The organism is Bradyrhizobium australiense (assembly GCF_013114825.1).
In the GTDB taxonomy this organism is placed as follows: Bacteria; Pseudomonadota; Alphaproteobacteria; order Rhizobiales; family Xanthobacteraceae; genus Bradyrhizobium; species Bradyrhizobium australiense.
Map to the genome: position 1 here is coordinate 141,142 of NZ_JAAVLX010000006.1, position 23,793 is coordinate 164,934.

General features: G+C 63.1%; 17 protein-coding genes. 9 read left to right on the forward strand and 8 right to left on the reverse strand.

What is annotated here, in order from left to right; translation table 11 throughout:
* Window positions 1–18 precede the first annotated feature (18 nt).
* Genes HCN58_RS19410 through HCN58_RS19420 form a run of 3 tightly spaced genes read left to right on the forward strand, consistent with a single transcriptional unit; the run spans window position 19 to window position 3,455 of the window.
* Complete coding sequence (locus HCN58_RS19410) at window positions 19–1,485, forward strand: TadA family conjugal transfer-associated ATPase (RefSeq protein WP_171580982.1); 1,467 nt, start codon at window positions 19–21, stop codon at window positions 1,483–1,485.
* A 7-nt stretch (window positions 1,486–1,492) separates the two neighbouring features.
* A complete protein-coding gene (locus HCN58_RS19415; protein WP_171580983.1) occupies window positions 1,493–2,470 on the forward strand; it encodes a type II secretion system F family protein in 978 nt (325 codons plus the stop codon).
* Window positions 2,471–2,480: 10 nt separating this feature from the next.
* On the forward strand, window positions 2,481–3,455 hold the full coding sequence (locus HCN58_RS19420) for a type II secretion system F family protein (protein WP_171580984.1): 975 nt from the start codon (window positions 2,481–2,483) through the stop codon (window positions 3,453–3,455).
* Window positions 3,456–3,792: 337 nt separating this feature from the next.
* Here the strand turns inward: HCN58_RS19420 and HCN58_RS19425 are convergent, their stop codons facing one another.
* Window positions 3,793–4,623 carry a tetratricopeptide repeat protein gene (locus tag HCN58_RS19425; protein ID WP_171580985.1) on the reverse strand — a complete coding sequence of 277 codons (831 nt, stop codon included), beginning with the start codon at window positions 4,621–4,623 and terminating at the stop codon, window positions 3,793–3,795.
* 128 nt (window positions 4,624–4,751) lie between these two features.
* Here HCN58_RS19425 and HCN58_RS19430 point away from each other — a divergent pair, with 128 nt between their 5' ends.
* Window positions 4,752–6,134 (forward strand): leucyl aminopeptidase family protein, encoded by a 1,383-nt coding sequence (locus tag HCN58_RS19430; RefSeq protein WP_171580986.1) that lies wholly within the window; start codon window positions 4,752–4,754, stop codon window positions 6,132–6,134.
* Window positions 6,127–6,969 carry a C40 family peptidase gene (locus tag HCN58_RS19435; protein WP_171580987.1) on the forward strand — a complete coding sequence of 281 codons (843 nt, stop codon included), beginning with the start codon at window positions 6,127–6,129 and terminating at the stop codon, window positions 6,967–6,969. Before HCN58_RS19430 ends, HCN58_RS19435 begins: the two co-directional genes overlap by 8 nt.
* A 139-nt stretch (window positions 6,970–7,108) precedes the next feature.
* On the opposite strand, the gene HCN58_RS19440 is transcribed toward HCN58_RS19435, so the two are convergent.
* From HCN58_RS19440 to HCN58_RS19465, 6 genes are all read right to left on the reverse strand, one after another.
* Window positions 7,109–8,734: an ABC transporter ATP-binding protein gene (locus HCN58_RS19440; RefSeq protein ID WP_171580988.1), complete on the reverse strand. Its 1,626-nt coding sequence runs from the start codon at window positions 8,732–8,734 to the stop codon at window positions 7,109–7,111.
* Between the two features lie 13 nt (window positions 8,735–8,747).
* On the reverse strand, window positions 8,748–9,926 hold the full coding sequence (locus HCN58_RS19445) for an ABC transporter permease (RefSeq protein WP_171580989.1): 1,179 nt from the start codon (window positions 9,924–9,926) through the stop codon (window positions 8,748–8,750).
* Window positions 9,926–11,032, reverse strand: a complete 1,107-nt coding sequence (locus HCN58_RS19450) for a microcin C ABC transporter permease YejB (protein WP_171580990.1) — start codon at window positions 11,030–11,032, stop codon at window positions 9,926–9,928. The genes HCN58_RS19445 and HCN58_RS19450 overlap by 1 nt, the downstream gene beginning before the upstream one ends.
* Before the next feature lie 3 nt (window positions 11,033–11,035).
* A complete protein-coding gene (locus tag HCN58_RS19455) occupies window positions 11,036–12,904 on the reverse strand; it encodes an extracellular solute-binding protein (protein ID WP_171580991.1) in 1,869 nt (622 codons plus the stop codon).
* Window positions 12,905–12,915: 11 nt separating this feature from the next.
* Window positions 12,916–14,763 carry an extracellular solute-binding protein gene (locus tag HCN58_RS19460; protein WP_376701197.1) on the reverse strand — a complete coding sequence of 616 codons (1,848 nt, stop codon included), beginning with the start codon at window positions 14,761–14,763 and terminating at the stop codon, window positions 12,916–12,918.
* Window positions 14,764–15,022: 259 nt separating this feature from the next.
* Window positions 15,023–15,574, reverse strand: coding sequence for a c-type cytochrome (locus HCN58_RS19465; protein ID WP_171580993.1), 552 nt, complete (start codon window positions 15,572–15,574; stop codon window positions 15,023–15,025).
* Window positions 15,575–15,782: 208 nt separating this feature from the next.
* Between HCN58_RS19465 and HCN58_RS19470 the strand changes: the two genes are divergently transcribed.
* Window positions 15,783–16,523, forward strand: a complete 741-nt coding sequence (locus HCN58_RS19470; protein ID WP_171580994.1) for a 3-deoxy-manno-octulosonate cytidylyltransferase — start codon at window positions 15,783–15,785, stop codon at window positions 16,521–16,523.
* 34 nt (window positions 16,524–16,557) lie between these two features.
* Window positions 16,558–17,418 (forward strand): prephenate dehydratase, encoded by an 861-nt coding sequence (locus HCN58_RS19475; RefSeq protein WP_171580995.1) that lies wholly within the window; start codon window positions 16,558–16,560, stop codon window positions 17,416–17,418.
* A gap of 144 nt (window positions 17,419–17,562) precedes the next feature.
* Here HCN58_RS19475 and HCN58_RS19480 read toward each other — a convergent pair whose 3' ends face one another.
* The gene (locus HCN58_RS19480; RefSeq protein WP_171580996.1) at window positions 17,563–18,582 is read right to left on the reverse strand and encodes an LLM class flavin-dependent oxidoreductase; all 1,020 of its coding nucleotides are present in this window, start codon (window positions 18,580–18,582) and stop codon (window positions 17,563–17,565) included.
* Between the two features lie 382 nt (window positions 18,583–18,964).
* Here HCN58_RS19480 and metF point away from each other — a divergent pair, with 382 nt between their 5' ends.
* Complete coding sequence (gene metF, locus HCN58_RS19485) at window positions 18,965–19,879, forward strand: methylenetetrahydrofolate reductase [NAD(P)H] (protein ID WP_171580997.1); 915 nt, start codon at window positions 18,965–18,967, stop codon at window positions 19,877–19,879.
* A 4-nt stretch (window positions 19,880–19,883) separates the two neighbouring features.
* The gene (gene metH / locus HCN58_RS19490; protein WP_171580998.1) at window positions 19,884–23,741 is read left to right on the forward strand and encodes a methionine synthase; all 3,858 of its coding nucleotides are present in this window, start codon (window positions 19,884–19,886) and stop codon (window positions 23,739–23,741) included.
* Window positions 23,742–23,793: the final 52 nt, after the last annotated feature.

Consider the following 23,793-nt stretch of genomic DNA (forward strand, 5'->3'; position numbering starts at 1 on the left):
CCCGCGTGGAGTGCCATCGTGTTCGGTAAGCGTAGCGGAAATGATAGCGAGATGCGGGTACTCAAGCCCGCCATTCAGGCGCCGGAGCCGGTCTCCAGCGCTGCAGCCGCGCCGCGCGAGATCGCGGCGCCGACGGTGGCTTCGCCGCCGATTGCCCCCGCAAAGCAGCAGCCCGCCCCCACCGTGGAGGCGCGGCGATCCGACAATTACTACCAGGTCAAGGCGACCATCTTCGGCGCCCTGATCGAGGCGATCGACCTTGCCCAGCTCGCCAAGCTTGACGGCGAGTCGGCGCGCGAGGAAATCCGCGACATCGTCAACGAAATCATCGCGATCAAGAACATCGTGATGTCGATCGCCGAGCAGGAAGAGCTGCTCGACGACATCTGCAACGACGTGCTCGGCTACGGCCCGCTCGAGCCGCTGTTGTCGCGCGACGACATCGCCGACATCATGGTCAACGGCGCCGGCACGGTATTTATCGAAGTCGCCGGCAAGATCCAGAAGACCGGCATCCGCTTCCGCGACAACCAGCAGCTCCTCAATATCTGCCAGCGCATCGTCAGCCAGGTTGGCCGGCGCGTCGACGAATCGTCGCCGATCTGCGACGCCCGCCTCGCCGACGGCTCCCGCGTCAACGCGATCGTTCCGCCGCTGGCGATCGATGGGCCTGCACTCACCATTCGTAAGTTCAAGAAGGACAAGCTGACGCTCGAGCAGCTCGTCAAGTTCGGTGCGATTTCGCCGGAGGGCGCGCAGATCCTGCAGATCATCGGCCGCGTCCGCTGCAACGTGCTGATCTCGGGCGGCACCGGTTCCGGCAAGACCACGCTGCTGAACTGCCTGACCCAGTTCATCGAGCATGACGAGCGCGTCATCACCTGCGAAGACGCCGCCGAACTCCAGTTGCAGCAGCCTCACGTGGTGCGGCTGGAAACCCGCCCGCCCAACATCGAAGGCGAAGGCCAGGTCACGATGCGCGAATTGGTCCGCAACTGCCTGCGTATGCGCCCCGAGCGCATCATCGTCGGCGAAGTCCGCGGACCCGAGGCGTTCGACCTCTTGCAGGCCATGAACACCGGCCACGACGGCTCGATGGGAACGCTGCACGCCAACAACCCGCGTGAAGCCCTGTCGCGCTGCGAATCGATGATCACGATGGGTGGCTTCTCGCTACCCTCGCGCACCATCCGCGAGATGATCTGCGCATCGATCGATGTCATCGTGCAAGCCGCGCGCCTGCGCGACGGCTCGCGCCGCATCACCCACATCACCGAGGTGATGGGCATGGAAGGCGATACCATCATTACCCAGGACCTTTTCCTGTACGACATCGTCGGCGAGGACGCGAACGGCAAGATCATCGGGCGGCATCGCTCGACCGGTATCGGACGGCCGCGGTTCTGGGAGCGGGCACGATATTACGGCGAGGAGAAGCGGCTTGCCGCCGCGCTCGATGCCGCCGAAGTCTCCGATAAGGCTTGAGGGTGCAATGACAATGCAGACACTCGCACTGGCCTTCCTCGCCGCGACCGCCATCGGCGGATTGGCATGGGTCTTCATCTACCCGTCGCTGTCGGGCGAGCGGAAGGCCGAGTCCCGCCGCGCCTCGATCGCACGTTCCGACGCTCCGGCGCGCCAGGCCGAGAAAAGCCAGCGTTCGCGTCGCGAGCAGGTCGAGGGATCGCTCAAGGAACTCGACGCCCGGCGGAAGAAGGACAAGTCCGTTCCGCTCTCGTCCCGCCTCGCCCAGGCCGGCCTGGGATCCTGGACGCCTCAGAAATTCTGGATCGTTTCCGGCATCCTCGCAGCAGTGGGCTTCGTGCTCGCATTCATGGTCGGCGGCTCGCTGCTGGGCGCCGCCGTGATGGCTTTCGGCACGGGCCTTGGCCTGCCGCGCTGGCTCTTGAGCTATCTCAAGAAGCGCCGCGAGAAAGCGTTTCTGAAGGCGTTGCCCGACGCCGTCGACGTCATCGTGCGCGGCATCAAGGCCGGTCTGCCGCTGTTCGAATCGATCAAGGTGGTCGCAGCCGACGCACCGGAACCGCTCAAGAGCGAGTTCAGCGCTATCATCGAAACCCAGACCATCGGCATGCCGCTCGGCGACGCCTGCGCGCGGCTGTATGAACGGATGCCGGTGCCTGAGGCGAACTTCTTCGGCATCGTGGTCGCAATCCAGCAGAAGTCCGGCGGTAACCTGTCGGAAGCGCTCGGCAATCTCTCCAAGGTGCTGCGCGATCGCAAGAAGATGGCGGAGAAGATTCAGGCGATGTCGATGGAAGCCAAAGCCTCCGCCGGCATCATCGGCTCATTGCCGCCGGCCGTGATGATCATGGTGTGGATCTCGACGCCCGACTACATCTCGCTGCTTTGGACCACCCAGCTCGGCCAGTTCATGCTGGTATGCTGCGCCGGCTGGATGACCATCGGCGTTCTGGTGATGAAGAAAATGATCAACTTCGACTTTTGACGGTGCGGCCATGATTGAGTTTCTGATCACCAAGATGCACGACGCGCGGTTCATGACCATGCTGCTTGCCGCCGTCGCGGCGAGCGCAACCGCCTATACGCTGATCATGCCGCTGTTCGCCGGCGAAGGCCTTGCCAAGCGCATGAAGGCTGTCGCCAACGAGCGCGAACGGCTCCGGCAGCGCGAGCGCGACCGCCTCAACAAATCCGAGAAGGTGTCGCTGCGCCAGACCCCGAAACAGCTCGTTTCCAAGGTGGTGGAAGACCTCAACCTGACCAAATGGCTGGCGCAGGAAGCCGCGCGTGACAAGCTGATCATGGCCGGCTACCGCGGCAACGCGCCCTACATCACCTTCCTGTTCGCCCGCGCGGTGACGCCGATCGTGCTGTTCCTCGGCGCGGTCCTCTACGTGTTCGTGATCACGCAGATGGACAAGTCGTTGACGGTCAAGCTCGGCATCTGCATCGGCGCCGCCTATCTCGGGCTGCAGGGCCCGATGCTGTTCCTGAAGAACGCCATCAGCAAGCGCCAGCTCTCCATCAAACGCGCCTTTCCCGACGCGCTCGACCTCCTGCTGATCTGCATCGAGTCCGGCATGTCGGTGGAAGTCGCCTTCCGCAAGGTCTCCACCGAGATCGCGTCGCAATCGATCGCGCTGTCGGAGGAATTCGCGCTGACCACGGCGGAATTGTCCTACCTGCAGGACCGCAAGGTGGCCTACGAGAACCTAGCCAAGCGCACCGGCCTCGAGGGCGTGAAATCGGTCTGTCTGGCGCTGATGCAGTCGGAGCGCTACGGCACCCCGCTCGGCCAGAGCCTGCGCGTGATGGCGCAGGAAAACCGCGACATGCGGATGAGCGAGGCCGAGAAGAAGGCGGCGGCGCTACCGCCGAAACTGACCGTGCCGATGATCCTGTTCTTCCTGCCATGCCTGTTCATCGTCATTCTCGGACCGACCTACATCAAGATCCAGGCGTTGCCGTGAGGCGAGCGGCCCGGCCGGCGCTCCCCGGGCGCATGTCCGGTAGTCGTGGGCCCCGGCTCTGCGTCGCGCCACTGCGTGCCGCGCCGCGTCCGGGACACGAGAGCTCTTGAGACCTGGAAACAATCTCCGTTCCCCGGACGCTGCGCAGCGCCAAAAGCGCCTTTACGCGCGTCTTCAACGCGTTATAGCGGTGCGCTGCAGATCCGGGGCCCATGCGGCAGGCCCGGAACTCCGTCCTCATTAGTCGAAAGCTGTAAGCAGTATTCGTTGAGCTGCGGACAGACAATCAGCGCTTTCGCGCGGCGATCACGGCTGCGGCGGGTGACCGCTGTGATGCTCAGTCCGGCTGGTTCAGCGCGGCGACCGGGACGGCCTTGCGGCCGGGGCGCGAATTGTCCTTGTCTTTGCGGCTCAGCATTTCCCGCAAGTAGGCTACGTTGGCGGCCGCCTCGTCGGCGGGCAGATCGCCCTTGGCGATGGTTTCGGCTTCCGCAAATCGGCCCTGCAGGCCGACGACGAGCGCGAGGTTCTGCCGCACCCTTCCGTCGGCACGCGGATTGGAATAGGCGCGCCGCAGCGTTTCCTCGGCCTGCGGCAATTCCCGCGTCAGCATGTAGGAGAGGCCGAGATTGGACAGCACCGACGGCTCTTCCGGCACGATCTTCAGCGCGCTGGCGTAATAGCGGCGAGCCTCTTCGTGCTTGCCCATCTTGTCGAGCGTGGTGCCCTGCACCGAAAGAATGCGCCAGTCGGGATTGGCGGGCGAATGCGCGCGGCTCAGCACGTCGAATGCAGCCTGCGAATTGCCGTTGTCGGCGAGCGCGCGGCCGTAAGCGGCGAGCAGCGTTTTGTTGCCGGGATGGGCGATGGTGGCCTGTTCGAGCACGGCGGCGGCCTGGGTCCACTGGCCCGTGGCGCGGAGCGCCTGGCCGTAACCCAGCGCCGCCTCGGCATCTTTGGGATTGGCGCGATAGCGCTCGCCGTAAACCTCGGCCGCGCGACGCGGATCGTCGGGAACGGCCTGTGCCTTGGGTGACGATGAGCTCAGCGACCCTGTTATGTCGGACATGGTTTGGCAGCCGCCGAGGCCCGCGGCCAAAACCGCGGTTACCGCGGCTGAGGTCAGGAACCGGGCAAAAGACCCGGCGTGGCTGGACGGTCGACGCATGGCACTTCAACTCACGGGAATGGCGGACAAATAGAGCCGTACGCGTCAGCAATAGACTGTTAACCCTAACGGCCGGTTAATCAGTCGTGCTATGCCGGCCAGACACGCCCATCCCTCGCGAGACAAGCATGCAATTGCCGTTCGAGACCACGCCTGTCGTCCCCGCCATTCCGATTACATTCGCCACCAAAGCGACCTGGAGCACGATCGCCAAAGACCTTCCCGAACCGGCCCGGCAGTTTGCGCTCGCCAATGATTTCACCGGCAAGCCCGGCAAGTGCCTGACGCTGCCCGCGCCCGATGGGCAGATTGCGCACGTCGTGTTCGGGCTGGAAGACGAGAGCGCCAAGTCGCGCGACCTGTTCCGGCCCGGCGCGCTGCCCGGCCTGCTGCCGCCGGGCGTCTATCGCTTCGCCAACGCGCCGCACGACCCGCGTCTTGCGACGCTCGCCTTTGCGCTGGGAAGCTACCGCTTCGGCCGCTACCGCAAAGCCGAAAAGCCCGAGGTCCGGCTGGTGCCGCCCGACGGCGTCGATATCGCCGACATCGCGCGGACGGCGGAAGCGGCGGCGCTGGCACGCGACCTGATCAATACGCCGTCGAACGACATGGGGCCGGAGCAACTAGCGGACACTGCCAAGGCATTGGCGGAGCGTTTCGGCGCCAGTTTCAAGTGCATTATCGGCGATGATCTCGTGAAGCAGAATTTTCCGCTGATCCACGCGGTCGGCATGGCTTCGGCGCGTACCCCGCGCCTGATCGACCTGAGCTGGGGCGATCCTGCCCACCCCAAAGTGACGCTGGTCGGCAAGGGCGTCTGCTTTGATACCGGCGGACTCGACCTAAAGCCGTCGAGCGGCATGCTGATCATGAAAAAGGACATGGGCGGCGCCGCCAACGTACTGGCGCTGGCGCAAATGGTGATGGACGCGAAGCTGAAGGTCCGCCTGCGCGTCCTGATCCCCGCGGTGGAGAACGCAGTGGCCGGCAACGCCTTCCGTCCGCTCGACATCTTCAAGTCGCGCAAGGGACCGACGGTGGAGATCGGCAACACCGACGCCGAAGGACGGCTGGTATTGGCGGATGCGCTGGCCTTGGCGGACGAAGAGAAGCCGGAGCTCCTGGTTGACCTCGGCACCCTGACGGGCGCGGCGCGGGTGGCGTTAGGGCCGGATTTACCGCCCTTTTATACCCATGATGAGATGCTCGCCGAAAGCGTCGCAGCGCATGCGAAACGGGAGAACGATCCGTTGTGGCGAATGCCGCTGTGGCCGCCCTATGATTCGTGGCTGGATTCGAAAGTCGCCGACATTAACAACGCGCCAAGCGGCACCTTTGCCGGCTCGATCACCTGCGCCTTGTTCCTGCAGCGCTTCGTCACCGACGCCAAGAGCTGGCTGCATGTCGATATCTACGGCTGGACGCCGTCCGCAAAACCCGCGCGTCCCGAAGGCGGCGAATGCCAGGCCGCACGAGCGATCTACAAACTGTTGAGCGAACGCTATGCATGATCTGCGCCTGACGCCGGCACGGCCCGAAATCGCCGCGAAATATCTCGAAGGCAAGGTGAAGGCCGCGCGTTTTGTCGACGGCGAGGAGTTTTGCGTGCGCGAGGCTATCGCGCCGCTGTGGGAGCGACCTGCTGCGGGCGCCATGATGCTGACGCAGGCGCTTAAGGGCGAACGCGTCACGATCTACGACCGCAACGGCGAGGGGTTTGCGTGGGGCCAACTCGCGAGCGACGGCTATGTCGGGTGGATTCCGGATGCCGCGCTTGCAAAACCCGTGGCCACACCGACGTACAAGGTCACGGCCCTGCGGACGTTCGCGTTTCCGGGCCCCTCGATCAAGCTGCCGCCGATCGAAACGCTGACGACGGGAGCCAGGGTGGATGTCATACGCGACGATGGCGCGTTCGCCATCACAGGCGAAGGCTGGTATCTGCCGCGCCACCATGTCGGCAGCCTCGACGTGGTGGAAAAGGATTTCGTCGCGGTCGCCGAACGCTTCATCGGCACGCCCTATCTATGGGGCGGCAAAAGCTCACTAGGTATCGATTGCTCCGGCCTCGTCCAGGTCTCGCTCGACGCCGCCGGCATCGGCTGCCCGCGCGACAGCGACATGCAGCAGGTAGGCCTCGGGCGGACGTTGAGTTCTGACGAGATGACGAAGCTGCATCGCGGCGATTTGATCTTCTGGAACGGACACGTTGCGATCGTTCGTGATGCCGCAACCATCGTGCATGCCAATGCGCATTTTATGGCGACGGTGGTGGAGAACACGCAGGAGGCGATCGCGCGGATCAAAGCCGCCGGAAGTGAGGTGAGGGCTATTAAACGACTCTAGTCTAGAAACCACCGGCGAGGCCTCATCCTTGATGCCTGCTGCGCAGGCTCCTCAGGGATGAGGGGAGATATTGGATCCTCATGATGAGGAGGCGCGAAGCGCCGTCTCGAGCCACGAGGCCGAGATGCCGACAAGAGCGCTACGTAGCGGCCGCGTCGCCCGGCACAGCCTCGATCCGGAACGCCGCGGCGAACAGCGCGCGGGTGTAGTCGCTCTTCGGGTTCTTGAAGAGCTCCGCGGCGGGCCCCTCCTCCACTACCTTGCCGTGACGCATCACGATCAGATGGCTCGCCAGCGAGGCCACGACGCGCAGATCGTGTGAGATGAACATATAGGTCAGGTCCCGCTTGCGCTGCAGCTCGCGCAGGAGGTCGACCATCTGCGCCTGGAACAGCATGTCGAGCGCGCTGGTCGGCTCGTCCAGCACGACGAAGTTCGGCTCCAGCACCACCGCGCGCGCGATCGAAATACGCTGGCGCTGGCCGCCGGAAAATTCGTGCGGATAGCGGAATCGCGTCGCCGGATCGAGACCGACATCTGTGAGCGCCTTGACGACGCGCGCCTCACGCTCTTCATGCGACAGCGACTTCTGGTGCACGCTCAGGCCTTCGGCGACGATATCGCCGACCGACATGCGCGGGCTGAGCGCGCCGAACGGATCTTGAAACACGATCTGCATGTCGCGGCGGAACGGCAGCATGGCCTTGAAACGCAGGCCCTGAATGTTGTTGCCGAGGAATACGATCGGGCCGTCGGAGGAAATCAGCCGCAGCAGCGCGAGACCCAGCGTGGTCTTGCCCGAGCCGGACTCGCCGACGACGCCGAGCGTCTCGCCCTTGCGGACCGCGACGCTGACGCCATCCACGGCCTTGATGTGGCCGACGGTCGAGCGCAACAGCCCGCGCTTGATCGGAAACCAGACCTTGAGATTGTCGGCCGACATCACCACCGGCTCGTTGGGCCGCGGCGGCGCCGGATCTGGCTTGGGTTCGGCCGCGAGCAACGCGCGGGTGTAGGCATGCTTCGGCGCCGTAAAAACCTGCTCGACCGGGCCCTGTTCGACGATCTTGCCCGAGTTCATCACGCAGACGACGTCGGCGATGCGACGGACGATGCCGAGATCGTGGGTGATGAACAGCATGCTCATGCCGAGCCGGGACCTGATCTCGGCGAGCAGGGCCAAAATTTGGGCCTGCACGGTGACATCGAGCGCGGTGGTCGGCTCGTCCGCGATCAAGAGGTCCGGCTCGTTGGCGAGCGCCATCGCGATCATGACGCGCTGGCGCTGGCCGCCGGATAGTTGGTGCGGATAGCTCTTCAGCCGGGTTTCGGGATCGGGAATGCCGACCTGCGCCAAGAGCTCCAGCGTGCGCGCCCGCGCCATCTGCCCACTGATGCCGTTGTGCAGGGAGAGAATCTCGCCGATCTGCGCCTCGATCGTATGCAGCGGATTGAGCGAGGTCATCGGCTCCTGGAAGATAATGGAGATGTCGTTGCCGCGGATCTCGCGCATCTCGCTTTCCGACGCGCGCAAAAGATCACTGCCGCGGAAGCGGATATGGCCTGAGGGATGCGAAGCGCTCGGATACGGCAGCAGTCTCAGGATCGACAATGCGCTGACGGATTTTCCGGAGCCGGACTCACCGACCAGCGCCACGCATTCGCCGCGCTTGATGGAAAACGAGACACGATCGACCGCGAGCGTATCGCCGAATGCCACCGAGAGGTCACGGACATCGAGCAGAGGCTGGTTGATGGCATCCATGCGCGAGCCTCCCTTATCGGAACGTCTTGCGCGGGTCGAAGGCGTCGCGCGCGGCTTCGCCGATGAAGATCAGCAGCGACAGCATGATCGCGACCGAGAAGAAACCGGTGAAACCGAGCCACGGCGCCTGCACATTGGCCTTGCCCTGCGAGAGCAATTCGCCGAGCGACGGCGAACCGGGCGGCAAGCCGAAGCCGAGGAAGTCAAGCGCCGTCAGCGTCATCACCGAGGATGACACGATGAACGGCAGGAACGTCATGGTCGCCACCATCGCATTCGGCAGCAGATGGCGGAACATGATGACGGCGTTGGAGACGCCGAGCGCCCGCGCCGCTTGGATGTACTCAAAATTGCGCCCGCGCAGGAATTCGGCGCGCACGAGTCCCACGAGCGACACCCAGGAGAACAGCAGGAGAATACCGAGCAGGATGAAGAAGCCCGGCGGCAACACCGCCGATATGATCAGGAGCAGATAGAGCGAGGGGATCGCGGTCCAGACTTCGATCAATCGTTGGAAGGTGAGGTCGATCCAGCCGCCGAAATAACCCTGAACGCCACCGGCGGCGATGCCGATTATCGAAGAGAGGATAGTGAGCGTCAGCCCGAACAGCACTGAAATACGGAAACCGTAGATCAGGCGCGCGACCACGTCGCGGCTCTGGTCGTCGGTGCCGAGCCAGTTGTATTCAAGGTCGCGGCAGCTCTTCAGCCCCTTTTTCTGCACCACCTCCTTGCACTGCTCTTCCGTCAGCATCCAGGTCGGCTTCGAGGGCGCCGGCGTCGGCAGGTCGAGATTGTGGGTGTCGTAGGAGTAGCGGATCGGCGGCCAGATGACAGTGCCGCCCTTCTCCGCAATCTGCTTCTGCAGATAGGGATCGCGATAATCCGCGGTAGTTTCGAAATCGCCGCCGAAGGTGGTCTCGGAGTAGTTGAAGAGAACCGGCCAATAGAGGCGGCCGTCATATTTGACGAGGAGCGGCTTGTCGTTGGCGATGAAGTTGGCAAACAGCGAGATCGTGAACAGGACGAGGAAGATCCAGAACGACCAATAGCCCCTGCGGTTGGCCTTGAAATTCTGCCAGCGGCGGCGGTTCAGCGGCGACGGCGTAAAGGCATGGCTTGTGGCGGGAACGACTTCGCCGAGCGGCGACTGCGTTGTGGTCTCGACCGGCTGGCGCGCGGTGATCGTCATCAGACCTCCCGCGCCTCGAAGTCGATCCGCGGATCGATCCACATATAGGTGAGGTCCGAGATCAGGTTGATCACGAGGCCGACCAGCGAAAAGATAAACAGGGTACCGAACACCACGGGATAGTCGCGGTTCAACACGCTCTCGAAACCGAGCAGGCCGAGGCCGTCAAGCGAAAAGATGGTCTCGATCAACAGCGAGCCGGAGAAGAAGGCGTGAATGAACGCGCTCGGAAAGCCTGCGATCACGATCAGCATCGCGTTGCGGAAAATGTGGCCGTAGAGCACCTGGCGCTCGCTGCAGCCTTTGGCGCGCGCGGTCATCACATACTGCTTGCGGATTTCGTCGAGGAACGAATTCTTGGTCAGCAGCGTCATGGTGGCGAAGGCGCCGAGCGCCATCGACACCAGCGGCAGCGTGATATGCCAGAAATAGTCGATGATCTTCCAGTACCAGGGGAACTGCGCCCAGCCGTCCGAGGTAAGCCCGCGCAGCGGGAAAATGTTGAGGAACGAGCCGCCGGCAAGCAGGATGATCAACAGGATAGCGAACAAAAATCCCGGAATCGCAAAGCCGATGATGATCATCGCCGACGTCCAGGTATCGAACTTCGACCCGTCGGCGACCGCCTTGCGGATGCCGAGCGGGATCGAGATCAGATAGGTGAGCAGCGTCATCCAGATGCCGAGCGACATCGAAACCGGCAGCTTCTCCTTGATCAACTGGATCACGCTGACGTCGCGGAAATAGCTCTTGCCGAAATCGAACCGCGAGAAATTCCACACCATGAGCGCGAATCGCTCCGGCGCCGGCTTGTCGAAGCCGAATTGCGCTTCCAGCTTCTTGATGAAGTCGGGATCCAATCCCTGGGCGCCGCGGTATTTCGAACTGACGGCATCGGCCGACGCGCCGACCTGACCGCGCGGGCCGAGATCGCTGCCGCCGCCGGAAATCCTTGAAGTGCCGCCGGTGTCGGCGCCGGAGAGCTGCGCCAGCACGCGCTCGACTGGTCCGCCCGGCGCGAACTGCACGACCACGAACGAGACGAACAGGATCCCGAGCAGCGTCGGGAACATCAGCAAAATTCGGCGGGCGATATAGCCGGTCATGAATTACTTCGCCTGCTCCAGCTTCGCGGCCTTGGAGGCTTCATACCACCAGTTCTCCGGCGCGCCGGTGCCTTGCGCGTAGCGCGCCGGCTTGGGCGGATGCGCGAACACGTCCCAATAGGCGATCGGGTGGTTGGTGCGATACCATTGCGGCACCCAGTAGCGGCCGGCGCGGAACACGCGATCGAGCGCACGGCACGCGATCGTCAATTCGGCGCGCGTCTCGGCGCCGATGGCCTTGTCGACCAGCGCGTCGATCGCCGGGCTGGCCACACCAGCCAGATTGTACGATCCCTTCGTAGCAGCCGCGTGCGACGTAAAGTACGGCCGCAGGCTGTCGCCGGGTGTCGGCGACATGCTCAGGCGCATCGTCGTCATATCGAAATCAAAGGCTTCGACCCGGGCGCGGTATTGAACGGCGTCGATTAATCGAATGCTGGCGTCGATGCCGAGTTGGCCGAGATTCTTGATGAAGGTCGCGTGATGCGGCTGGAACGACGGCTCGTCGAGCAGAAATTCGACGGTAAAAATCTCGCCGTTCGGCAACAGCCGCTTGCCGTCCTTGACGGGGAGTCTTGCTTCCTGCAGCAAATGCTGCGCCTTGCGCAGCAGTGTTCGGTCCTGACCCGATCCGTCCGACACCGGCGGCACGAACGGCTCGCCGAACACCTCGTCCGGCACCTGCCCGCGGAACGGCTCGAGCAGCTTCAGCTCTTCCGGAGAGGGCCGCCCGGTCGCCACCATGTCCGAATTCTGGAACGGCGAAACCGTGCGCGCATAGGCGCCGTACATCACGGTCTTGTTGGTCCATTCGAAGTCGAACGCATGGATGATCGCTTCGCGCACCTTCGGGTCTTTGAGCTTGTCGCGGCGGGTATTGAAGAACCAGCCCTGCCCGCCGGACGGCAGTTCATCCGGCAGGGTCTCGCGCTTGACGCGGCCGTCCTTGATCGCCGGAAAGTCGTAACGCGTCGCCCAGATCCGCGCGGTGAATTCTTCGCGGTACAGATAGTTCTTGCCGGTAAAGCCCTCGAACGCCACGTCGCGGTCGCGATAGAACTCGTAACGCACGGTGTCGAAATTGTAGCTGCCGCGATTGACGGGAAGATCGGCCGCCCACCAATCCTTGACCCGGTCAAACTCGACGTAGCGGTTGATCTCGTACTTACCCACCTTGTACGGCCCCGAACCGAGCGGGATCTCGGTGGTCGATTCGTCGAACGGACGCGTCGCATAATACGCCTTGGAGAAGATCGGCAGGCTCGCGACATAGAGAGGCACATCGCGCGCGCGGTTCGGCGCGAAGGTCACGGCCACCGTCGCATCGTCCAGCGCCTCGGCTTTCACGAAGTCGCGCAACTGAACCACGATCAGCGGGTGCCCTTTTTCCTTCAAGATGTTGAACGAGAAGCCGACATCGTGTGCGGTCAGTTTCGAGCCGTCGTGAAAACGCGCCTCGGGCCGCATCGTGAAGCGGTAGGTGAGCTTGTCGGACGAGATCCACACCGACTTTGCGGCAAGGCCGTACATCGCGTCGGGCTCGTCGTTGGCGCGCGCCATCAGCGAATCAAAGCTCAGCTCCATACCCTTGGCGCCTTCACCCTTGAGGATGAAGGCATTGAACGAATTGAACGTGTGGAAGGACTGATTGTAGGCGCGGACCGACGGGATCGTGGAAAACAATCCGCCCTTCGGCGCCGCCGGATTGACGTATTCGAAATGCTTGAAGTCGGCGGGGTATTTCAGATCGCCGAACACCGACATGCCGTGCATCTCGGTGCCGCCATTGTCGGCGGCGGCGGAACGAAATCGGCCCGCGCTCAGCGCACCGATGCCGAGACCGAGTACGTGTCGGCGATTGAGTAGCGCCATGCGCGATTCCTTCAACTGCGCTTGCCGATCTTGGCGGCCTTGTCGGCATCATACCACCACACCGTCGGGAATCCCGACACGCCGTATTTGGGCAGGGGATCGGGGTGGCTGAAACGATCCCAGCGGGCGTAGCGCTGGAATCCGTAGTTGAAGTGCGGAACGCAGTAGAAGTTCCAGAGCAGGACCCGGTCCATTGCCTTGCAGGCGGCCGTCTGCTCGGCGCGGGTCTTGGCAAAGATGATGCGCTCGATCAGGGCGTCGACCGCGGGATTCTTGATGCCGCCGAGATTACGCGACCCGGGCTTCTCCGCCGCCTTCGAGCCGAACCAGTCGCGCTGTTCATTGCCGGGCGACAGCGACTGCGGCCAGACCACCGTCGTCATGTCGAAATCATAGTCACGCGTGCGGTTCTGGAACTGCACGTCATCGACCCGGCGAATGCTCACGGTGACGCCGAGCCGTTCCAGCGAAGGCTTGTAGAACAATGATATCCGCTCGTTGCCTTCGTCGGGACAAAGAATCTCGACGCTGACGGGTTGTCCCGCGGGATCGACCAGCTTGCGGTCGCGGACTTCGAAGCCGGCCTCCTTCAGAAGACGCGTCGCCTCGCGCAGATTGCTGCGCACCGCTTCCGGCGTACCACCGACCGGATCCTTGTAGGGCGTAGTGAAGACTTCAGGGGGCACCTTGTCGCGCAAGGGCTCCAGCATTTCCAGTTCGAGACCCTCGGGGAGCCCGGTCGCCATGAAATCGGGAATGCCGTCGAAATAGCTGCTGTTGCGGTGATACTCGCCGGTCGACAGCGTGCGGTTCATCTCCTCGAAGTCGAATGCGTAATTGAAGGCGCGGCGGAGCCGGACATCCCTGAACAGCGGCCGGCGCAGGTTGAAAGCCCAGCCCTGCATCCGTCCCGAACTCAGGACCGGAAACTTCTCCTTGATCACCCGCCCGTCATGGACAGCGGAGAAATCATAGGCCACCGACCATTCTTTGGCGCTGCGCTCGGCGTACCAGTCGAACTGGTCGGCGCGAAAGGCCTGACGACCGACCACATCGTCGCGGAAGAACTCGTAGCGGAGCTCATCGAAATTGTCCTGGCCGATAGTGTTGGGCAGATCCTTGGCCCAATGATCCTTGACCCGCTCGAGCACCAGCGACCGGCCGGCGACGAATTCCTTGATGCGATAGGGGCCCGAGCCCAGCGGCGGCTCCAGCGTGGTCGCCGTCACGTCGCGCTTGCGCCCCTGCGCGTCCGTGCCTTCCCACCAATGTTTCGGCAGAACGTTGAGCTGGCCGATGATCAGCGGAAGCTCGCGATTGCCGGGGCTGTCGAAGGTGAACTTGACGTCGTGGTCGCCGACCTTTTCGGCCTTTACGACATGCTGGTAATAAACGCCTTGCCTGGGATTGTGCTTCTTGAACGCATCGAACGAGAAGACGACGTCTTCCACCGTCACCGGCTTGCCGTCATGCCACCGCGCGATCGAGCGCAGCCGATAGATCGCGTAGGAGAAATCATCGGGATAGGCGACGAGCTCGGCCAGCGTGCCGTAATAGCTGTCGGGCTCGTCCAGCGATGGGTCCATCAGGGATTCATAGATCCGGCCAACACCGCCGGCGACCGATCCCTTAATTCCGGCCACCACGATGTTGAAGCTGTCATAGGTGCCTAGTTCAAACAGGCGTGCGACGCCCCCCTTCGGGGCGTTCGGATTGACGTAATCGAAGCGCTTGAAGTCGGCCGGGTATTTGATGTCGCCGAAAGTCGAGACCGCATGCCGCCATTTCAACCCCTCCGGCGGGGCCTGCTCCTGTGCAAGCGAGGAAATACCGGGGTTAAGCCCAAGCGCTGGAGCCATTGCGGCAGCGGCAGTGCCTTGCAGAAGATGTCGTCGGGTGATCGCCAAATGCGGAAATCCTGTTGCTTATGGGAGCCAGCCAGCACCCAATATAAGGCAAGGGTTCGACCAATTACGTTGCTTTTTCCTCATGATAACAACACCGGAACAATTGCGCTGCGGCGAAACGTCTCGATAACAACACCGCGATCCACATATGCAAACGGCCAGGCAATGCCTGGCCGCGTAAGCTGCAAGTCCATGGCCGGACTGGCGAATATTATTTCGCCGCAGTCGGCATCGGTGCCGGGTGTTCCGAAAGCGAGTTCAAATAGGCGATGACGTCAGCGCGCTCACTGTCCTTCGGGATGCCGGCGAAGCCCATCGCCGTGCCTGGAACGAATGCCTTGGGATTGGTCAGGAACTTGTTCAGATCATCAAACGTCCAGGTCCCACCCTTGCTCTTCATGGCGGCCGAGAAATTGAACCCGCCGTGTCCCTGGCCCTTCGGCTCGTTGACGACGCCGTAGAGGTTCGGGCCGACGCGGTTCGGACCGCCCTTTTCGAAGGTGTGGCAGGCGCCGCACTTCTTGGCGGCAGCGGCACCCTTCTCGACTGAAGCGGTCTGCAACAACTTCTCGATCGGCTCGGACGGCGCTGCGGCTTCCTTGGCTCCGCCGCCATGGGTGTCTTCCTTCACGGCGATCTCGAAGCCCGGCTTTTCCGGTTTCACGGGCGCGAAAATCGCATGAGCGGCAAAGCTCGTCACCAGAACGAGAATGCAGGTGCCGAGGATGGCACCGAGAATCTTGTTAAGTTCGAAGGAGTCCATAACGGATCAGGCTCCAGGCCGGAAAGTTCGACTGAGGCCGGCAAAACGGCCGCGGGTGGGCGTGAGGAATCAGCCTTTCGCGCCGCACCCTCAGCAGGGTTGAGATATCGGTTTGCCCCGGCTCTGGCAACCCGTATAAACGCGCCGACTTTCCACCGATCCCCATTATTCCCGGCCTGTTTTTGCCGGCCGGCTGACCTCGTTCCGGATGACCGAAACCCGCATCTTGGTGCTGATTCCCGCCCGCATGGCGGCGACCCGCCTGCCCGGCAAGCCGCTCCTGGATGTCGGCGGCATGCCGATGATCGTCCACGTGCTGCGGCGGGCTGAGGAGGCAAAAATCGGCCGGGTGGCGGTCGCCACCGACACGCCGGAGATCGCCGTCGCCGTAAAGGCCCATGGCGGCGAGGCGGTCATGACCAGGCCGGAGCACCCCTCCGGCTCGGACCGGATTTACGAGGCGCTGAGAACTCTCGACCCCAACGAGAAAATCGAGGTCGTGGTCAACGTCCAGGGCGATCTTCCGACCATTCCCTCTGAGGATATCCGCGCCGCGCTCGCCCTGCTCGACGATCCCCAGGTCGACATCGGGACCTTGGCTGCCGAGATTCGACGGGATGAAGAGCACACCAACCCGAGCGTGGTGAAGCTGATCGGCTCCCCCGTGGGCGGCCAGCGGCTCCGTGGGCTCTATTTTACCCGCGCCACGGCGCCCTACGGCGACGGGCCGCGCTACCATCATATCGGCCTCTATGCCTATCGGCGGCAGGCGCTGGAGCGGTTCGTCACGCTGCCGCCCTCCGTGCTGGAACAGCGCGAGAAACTCGAGCAGCTCCGCGCGCTGGAAGCCGGCATGCGGATCGACGCCGCCATCGTGAATTCGGTGCCGCTCGGGGTCGATACGCCCGCCGACCTCGAAACCGCCCGCCGCATACTGGCAAAAGCTTGAGCGGCTGCTAAAAGGCCCGCCAGAGAAACGAGACATGACCAAGAAGCTCAAAATTGCATTCCAGGGCGAGCCTGGCGCCAATTCCCACATTGCCATCGTCGAGGCGTATCCGGACGCCGAGCCGATGCCGTGCGCGACCTTCGAGGACGCGCTGTCGGCGATCGCATCGGGCGAGGCCGATCTCGGCATGATCCCGATCGAGAATTCGGTCGCGGGACGCGTCGCCGACATCCATCATTTGCTGCCGGCGTCGGGCCTGTTCATCGTCGGGGAATGGTTTTTGCCGATCCGCCATCAATTGATGGCGCCCAAGGGGACAAAACTTACCGACATCAAGACGGTGGAGAGCCACGTCCACGCGCTCGGCCAATGCCGCCGCATCATCCGCAAGCTCGGTATCAGGCCGATCGTGGCGGCCGATACCGCCGGCAGCGCGCGCGACGTCTCAGAACGCAAGGATAGAAGCGTGGCCGCGATCGCGTCCCGCTTGGCGGCGCAGATCTACGGCCTCGATATCCTGGCCGAGGATGTCGAGGACGAGGCGCACAACACAACGCGCTTCGTGGTGCTGGCGCGTGAGGCCGACTGGGCCAAGCAGGGCTCGGGGCCGCTTGTGACGACTTTTGTTTTCCGGGTGCGCAATTTGCCCGCCGCGCTCTACAAGGCGCTCGGCGGCTTCGCCACCAACGGCGTCAACATGACGAAATTGGAAAGCTACATGGTCGACGGCAATTTCTTTGCGACGCAGTTTTATGCCGATGTCGACGGCCATCCCGACGACCGCGGCCTCGCCTTTGCGCTGGAAGAGCTGAAATTCTTCTCGCGCGAATTCCGCATCGTCGGCGTCTACCCGGCGCATCCGTTCCGCGCGACATTCAGCGAGAAGCAGGATTGAGGTAAGCGCGGGCTCTCTACACGTCGTCCCTGCGAACGCAGGGAACCGTAACGCGTGATCTATCGATGAAGCGCGATGCCGACCTTCACTAAGACAATTGCATTCGGTGGTTATGGGTCCCTGCGTTCGCAGGGACGAAAGTTTTTACGCAGCAGCCTTCTTTCCCAGCCCGAACGCGTCCGCCAGGAGACTATACGACTTCTTCCGCGCGTCGTGATCGTAGACGGCGGTGATGATCATCAGCTCGTCCGGTTGGCTTGCGGTAATCATCGGCTGCAGCTTCGCCATGATGGTCGCGGAGCTGCCGACGAACAGCCGTGAGCGGTTGCGCAGGACCGAGGCGCGCTCGGCGTCCGTATAATCATAGGCCAGCGCTTCCTCGATGCTCGGCAGCGGTAAGTATTGTCCGCGATCCCTGCGCAGGCGGTTGAGGTCCATGGACGAAGCGAGCTTTTCGGCTTCCGCATCGGTTTCGGCAGCGATCGCTGCCACTGCGAGAATGCCGTGCGGCGTTTCGCGCCAGCCGGACGGCTTGAAATGGCTGCGGTAGTTGGTCATCGCCGCGATCGCGTCGTAGGACGCGAAGTGGTGCGCGAACGCGAAGCCCATGCCGACTTGCGCCGCGAGTTCTGAGCTGTAGTCGGAGGAGCCGAGCAGCCAGATCGGCGGCAGCGGCGTATCGTCCGGCATCGCGACCACGTTGTTGTAGGGATGGCCGGCCGGAAAGCCGCGGGTCTCCCACAACACCAGTTCGCTCAGCCGTTCGAGAAAGTCGTCGCCCTCGCGGCGATCGAGCCGGCTGCGCAGCGCGTGCGCGGTGGCGCCATCGGTGCCGGGCGCGCGGCCGAGGCCGAGATCGATGCGGCCCGGAAACAGCGCCTCCAGCATCTTGAAGCGCTCCGCCACTACCAGCGGCGCGTGATTGGGCAGCATCACGCCGCCGGAGCCGACGCGGATGTTCTGCGTCACCGCCGCGATCTGGCCGATCATCAGATCGGGCGCGGGGCTGGCCACCGAAGCCAGATTATGATGCTCGGCGAGCCAGTAGCGGACATAACCGAGGCCATCTACATGGCGCGCCAGATCGATGCTGTTCTGCAGCGCCGCGGCGGGTCTTGTGCCTGTGGTGACGACGGAGAGGTCGAGGACGGAAAGCGGGATCATGGCGCTAAACTAGTGCGGCAATGGGAGGCGACAAAGGCCCGGCCGGCGCAGAGCAGGCCCGCGCTTGTGGGGAAAGGAGGGTCACATCGCCGCGCCGAAGTGGGAAGACATGTGACAAATTCGATCCTATGCACGATTGCCCACCAACCAATACACCCCGATCCGGAGGAATCGTTATAATATATCATTGTTTTTGCTGCACACTTCAGCAAAAGCCAAAGCCCACTCAACCTTCTCTTAAGACCTAAATTTCACATATTTTGCAGATATTGGGCTATTTCCCATCTCCAATGGGCTGTTTGGCCCGCCCTGTTTCGCTTATTTTAGCTCATCGTCGCTACGGCTGACGTCCGCCCATTCTTTCGGAGCTTTGTGAAGTGCCATGACCGAGGTTACGCCCGCCGCTTTCGACGGCCATCGTGCGCTGCATTCGCCGAAGATCTCCTTCGAGTTCTTTCCGCCCAAGACCGAAGAGATGGAGCGGAGCCTGTGGGAGACCATCAACCGCCTGGCGCCGCTGATGCCCAATTTCGTCTCGGTGACCTACGGCGCCGGGGGATCGACCCGCGAGCGGACCCATTCGACCATCGCCCGCATCCTAAAAGAGACCCGCCTGACGCCCGCCGCGCATCTGACCTGCGTCGGCGCGCCAAAGGGCGAGATTGACGACGTGGTGGCGCGCTATCACGAGATCGGCGTCCGCCATATCGTCGCCTTGCGCGGCGATCCCACCACCGGCATCGGCACCGCCTATCACGCCCATCCGGATGGCTATCAGAGTTCGCCCGACCTGATCGCCGGCATCAAGAAGCGCTATCCCGATATCGAAATCTCGGTTTCGGCCTATCCCGAAAAACATCCCGAGAGCCCGACGATCGATGCCGATATCGACACGCTGCAGGCCAAGGTCGACGCCGGCGCGGCGCGGGCCATCACACAGGTGTTCTTCGATAACGATCTCTACTTCCGCTACCTCGACCGCGTCCGCGCCCGCCGCATCGATATCCCCATCGTCCCCGGCATCATGCCGATGCACAATTTCAAGCAGGCGCGCGGGTTTGTGACCCGCGCCGGCACGACCGTGCCGGACTGGCTCGCAGAAAAGTTCGCAGGCCTCGACGACGATGCCGAGACGCGCAAGCTGGTGGCCGCCGCCGTCGCGGCCGGCCAGGTTCACAAGCTCGCCAAGCACGGCGTCGACACCTTTCACTTCTACACCATGAACCGCGCGGACCTCGTGTTCGCGATCAGCCATTTGCTGGGCATTCGCCCCAATGGCGCACAGAAAGCCGCCTGATCCGATGAGTGTTTCGATTCCGAAGGTTTCGCCGAAGCGAACCGCCTTGCTCGCCGCGGCCCGCGAGCGCATTCTGGTGCTCGACGGCGCCATGGGCACCATGATCCAGGGCCTGCAGTTCGACGAAACTGCGTTTCGCGGCGAGCGTTTCAAGGACTTCCATCGCGATGTCAGAGGCAACAACGATCTGTTGATCCTGACGCAGCCGAAGGCGATCGAGGATATCCACGCCGCCTACCTGCGCGCCGGCGCCGACATCGTCGCCACCAATACGTTTTCGTCTACCTCGATCGCACAGGCCGACTATGACATGTCGGACCTCGCCTATGAGCTGAACCGCGACGGTGCAAAACTCGCCCGCGCCGCCGCCGAACGCGTTTCGGCCGAGGACGGCAAGCCGCGCTTCGTGGCCGGCGCACTCGGCCCGACCAACCGCACGGCTTCGATCTCGCCCGACGTTTCCAATCCCGGCTACCGCGCCGTCACTTTCGACGATCTGCGCAAGGCCTATGGCGAGCAGATCAACGGCCTCTTGGACGGCGGCGCCGATCTGCTGCTGGTCGAAACCATTTTCGATACGCTCAATGCCAAGGCGGCGCTCTACGCGATTTCGGAAATCACGGAAGAACGCGGCATCGACGTGCCCGTGATGATCTCCGGCACCATTACCGACAAGTCGGGCCGCCTGCTGTCGGGCCAAATGCCGGAAGCGTTCTGGAATTCGATCCGCCACGCCAAGCCGATCACGGTCGGCTTCAACTGCGCGCTCGGCGCGGAGGACCTGCGCGCCCATATCGCCGACATCGGGCGCGTCGCCGATACGCTGATCTGTGCCTATCCGAATGCCGGCTTGCCCAACGAATTCGGCCAGTATGACGAAACGCCGGAATATATGGCTCGGCTGATTGGCGAGTTCGCAGAGGCGGGCCTCGTCAACGTTGTCGGTGGCTGCTGCGGCACCACGCCGGATCATATCGCGGCGATTGCCGCGGCGGTCGCCCCGCACAAGCCGCGCATCGTCCCGGCGATCGAGCCGCGGTTGCGGCTATCGGGCCTCGAGCCATTCGAACTGACGCCCGCAATTCCGTTCGTCAATGTCGGCGAACGCACCAACGTCACGGGCTCCGCAAGATTCCGCAAGCTGATCACCGCGGGCGATTACACCGCGGCGCTCCAGGTGGCGCGCGACCAGGTCGAGAACGGCGCGCAGATCATCGACGTCAACATGGACGAGGGCTTGCTCGATTCCGAAGCCGCGATGGTGACGTTCCTCAACCTCGTCGCCGCGGAGCCCGACATCGCGCGCGTGCCCGTGATGGTCGACTCCTCGAAGTTCAACGTGATCGAGGCCGGCCTGAAATGCGTTCAGGGCAAGCCGGTCGTGAACTCGATTTCGATGAAGGAAGGCGTGGAGAAGTTCATTCACGAGGCCCGCATCGCGCGCCGCCATGGCGCGGCGGTCGTGGTGATGGCGTTCGACGAAATCGGCCAGGCCGATACGTTCGCGCGCAAGACCGAGATCTGCAAGCGCGCCTACGACATCCTGGTCAACGAGGTCGGCTTTCCCCCTGAGGACATCATTTTCGACCCCAATATCTTTGCGATCGCTACCGGGCTGGAAGAGCATAATAATTACGGCGTCGATTTCATCGAGGCGACACGCTGGATCCGCCAGAACCTGCCGGGCGCGCATATTTCCGGCGGCGTCTCCAATCTGTCGTTTTCGTTCCGCGGCAACGAGCCGGTGCGCGAGGCGATGCACTCGGTGTTCCTCTACCATGCCATCCATGCCGGCATGGATATGGGCATCGTCAATGCCGGGCAGATGATCGTCTATGACGACATCGATCCCGAGCTGCGCCAGGTGTGCGAGGACGTCATCCTCAACCGCGATTCTGGCGCGTCGGAGCGTCTCTTGGCGCTGGCGGAAAAATTCCGCGGCAAGGAGAAGCAGAGCAAGGAGCAGGATCTCGCCTGGCGCGCATGGCCGGTGGAAAAGCGGCTCTCCCATGCGCTGGTGCACGGCATCACCGAATTCATCGAGGAAGACACCGAGGCCGCGCGGCTAACGGTGGAGCGTCCGCTCAACGTCATCGAGGGCCCGCTGATGGCCGGCATGAACATTGTCGGCGACCTCTTCGGCGACGGCAAAATGTTTTTGCCGCAGGTGGTGAAATCCGCGCGCGTGATGAAACAGGCGGTCGCTTATTTGATGCCGTTCATGGAAGAGGAAAAGGCGCGCAATCTCGCCAATGGCGTGACCGGCGATGGCCGCAATGCAGCCGGCAAGATCGTGCTGGCGACCGTGAAGGGCGACGTCCACGACATCGGCAAGAACATCGTTGGCATCGTCCTGCAATGTAACAATTTCGAGGTGATCGACCTCGGCGTCATGGTGCCAGCCAACAAGATCATCGAGACCGCCAAGGCCGAGGGCGCCGATATCATCGGGCTATCCGGCCTGATCACGCCCTCGCTCGACGAGATGAGCTTTCTGGCCGGCGAAATGGAGCGGCAGGGCATGAAGATGCCGCTGTTGATCGGCGGCGCCACCACGAGCCGCGTCCATACCGCCGTGAAGATCGAACCGAACTACAAGGGCGGGCCGGTGGTGCACGTCAATGACGCGAGCCGCGCGGTGGGTGTCGCATCGTCGCTGCTCTCGCCCGACAGACGCGAGGCCTATGCCGCCGACATCCGCGCCGAATACGCCAAGATATCGGCGGCGCATCTGCGCGCGCAGGCCGACAAGAAGCGGCTAAAACTTGCCGACGCCCGCGCCAATGCGGTCAAAGCCGAGTTTGCGAAAACGCCGCCGAAGAAGCCGTCGTTCCTCGGCCTCAAGAGTTTTGATGCCTACGATCTCGCCGAGCTTGCCGAATACATCGACTGGACGCCGTTCTTCCAGACCTGGGAACTGACCGGGCGCTTCCCGGCCATTCTCGATGATCCCAAGATCGGCGAGGTCGCGCGCTCGCTCTATGACGACGCGCGCAGGATGCTCGACCGCATCATCAAGGAAAAATGGTTCACGGCCCGCGCTACCATCGGCTTCTGGCCGGCCAATGCGGAAGGAGACGACATCGCGGTTTATGCCGATGATAGGCGAGCCAGGAAGATCGCGACCTTCCACACGCTGCGTCAGCAGTTGGAGAAGCGCGAAGGCCGCTTCAACGCCGCGTTGTCGGATTTCATCGCGCCTGCGTCGTCGGGCGTATCAGATTATGTCGGCGGCTTCGTCGTCACCGCCGGTATCGGCGAGGATGCGGTGGCCGACCGTTTCAAGAACGCCAATGACGATTACTCCTCGATCCTGTGCAAGGCGCTGGCCGATCGCCTCGCCGAAGCCTTTGCCGAGCGGATGCATCAGCGCGTGCGCAAGGAGTTCTGGGGCTATGCGCCGGACGAGGCGCTGACCTCCGACCAGCTCATCCTCGAGCAATATGCCGGCATTCGCCCCGCGCCCGGCTATCCCGCCCAGCCCGATCACACCGAGAAGGCGACGCTGTTCCGGCTGCTCGATGCGGAAAACACCGCCGGCGTGAAGCTGACCGAGAGCTTTGCAATGTGGCCGGGCTCGTCGGTATCGGGGCTTTATTTCTCCCACCCCGAAAGCTTCTATTTCGGCGTCGGCAAGATCGAGCGCGACCAGGTCGAGGACTATGCCGCGCGCAAGGGCATGAGTGTCGCCGAGACCGAGCGCTGGCTGGCGCCGGTGCTGAACTACATTCCCTCGCAGGAACAGGCGACGAAAGAGCCAGCGCCGAAGGCGTCCGTTCCCGCCAACGACGTTACCTCGCATCCGCCAGGATGCACCTGCGCGGTGCATCTGGCCTGGCGGAAGAAGGCGGTCGGGGCCTAGAGCCGCTTTCTTCCCTTCTCCCCTTGTGGGAGAAGGTGGCGCGAAGCGCCGG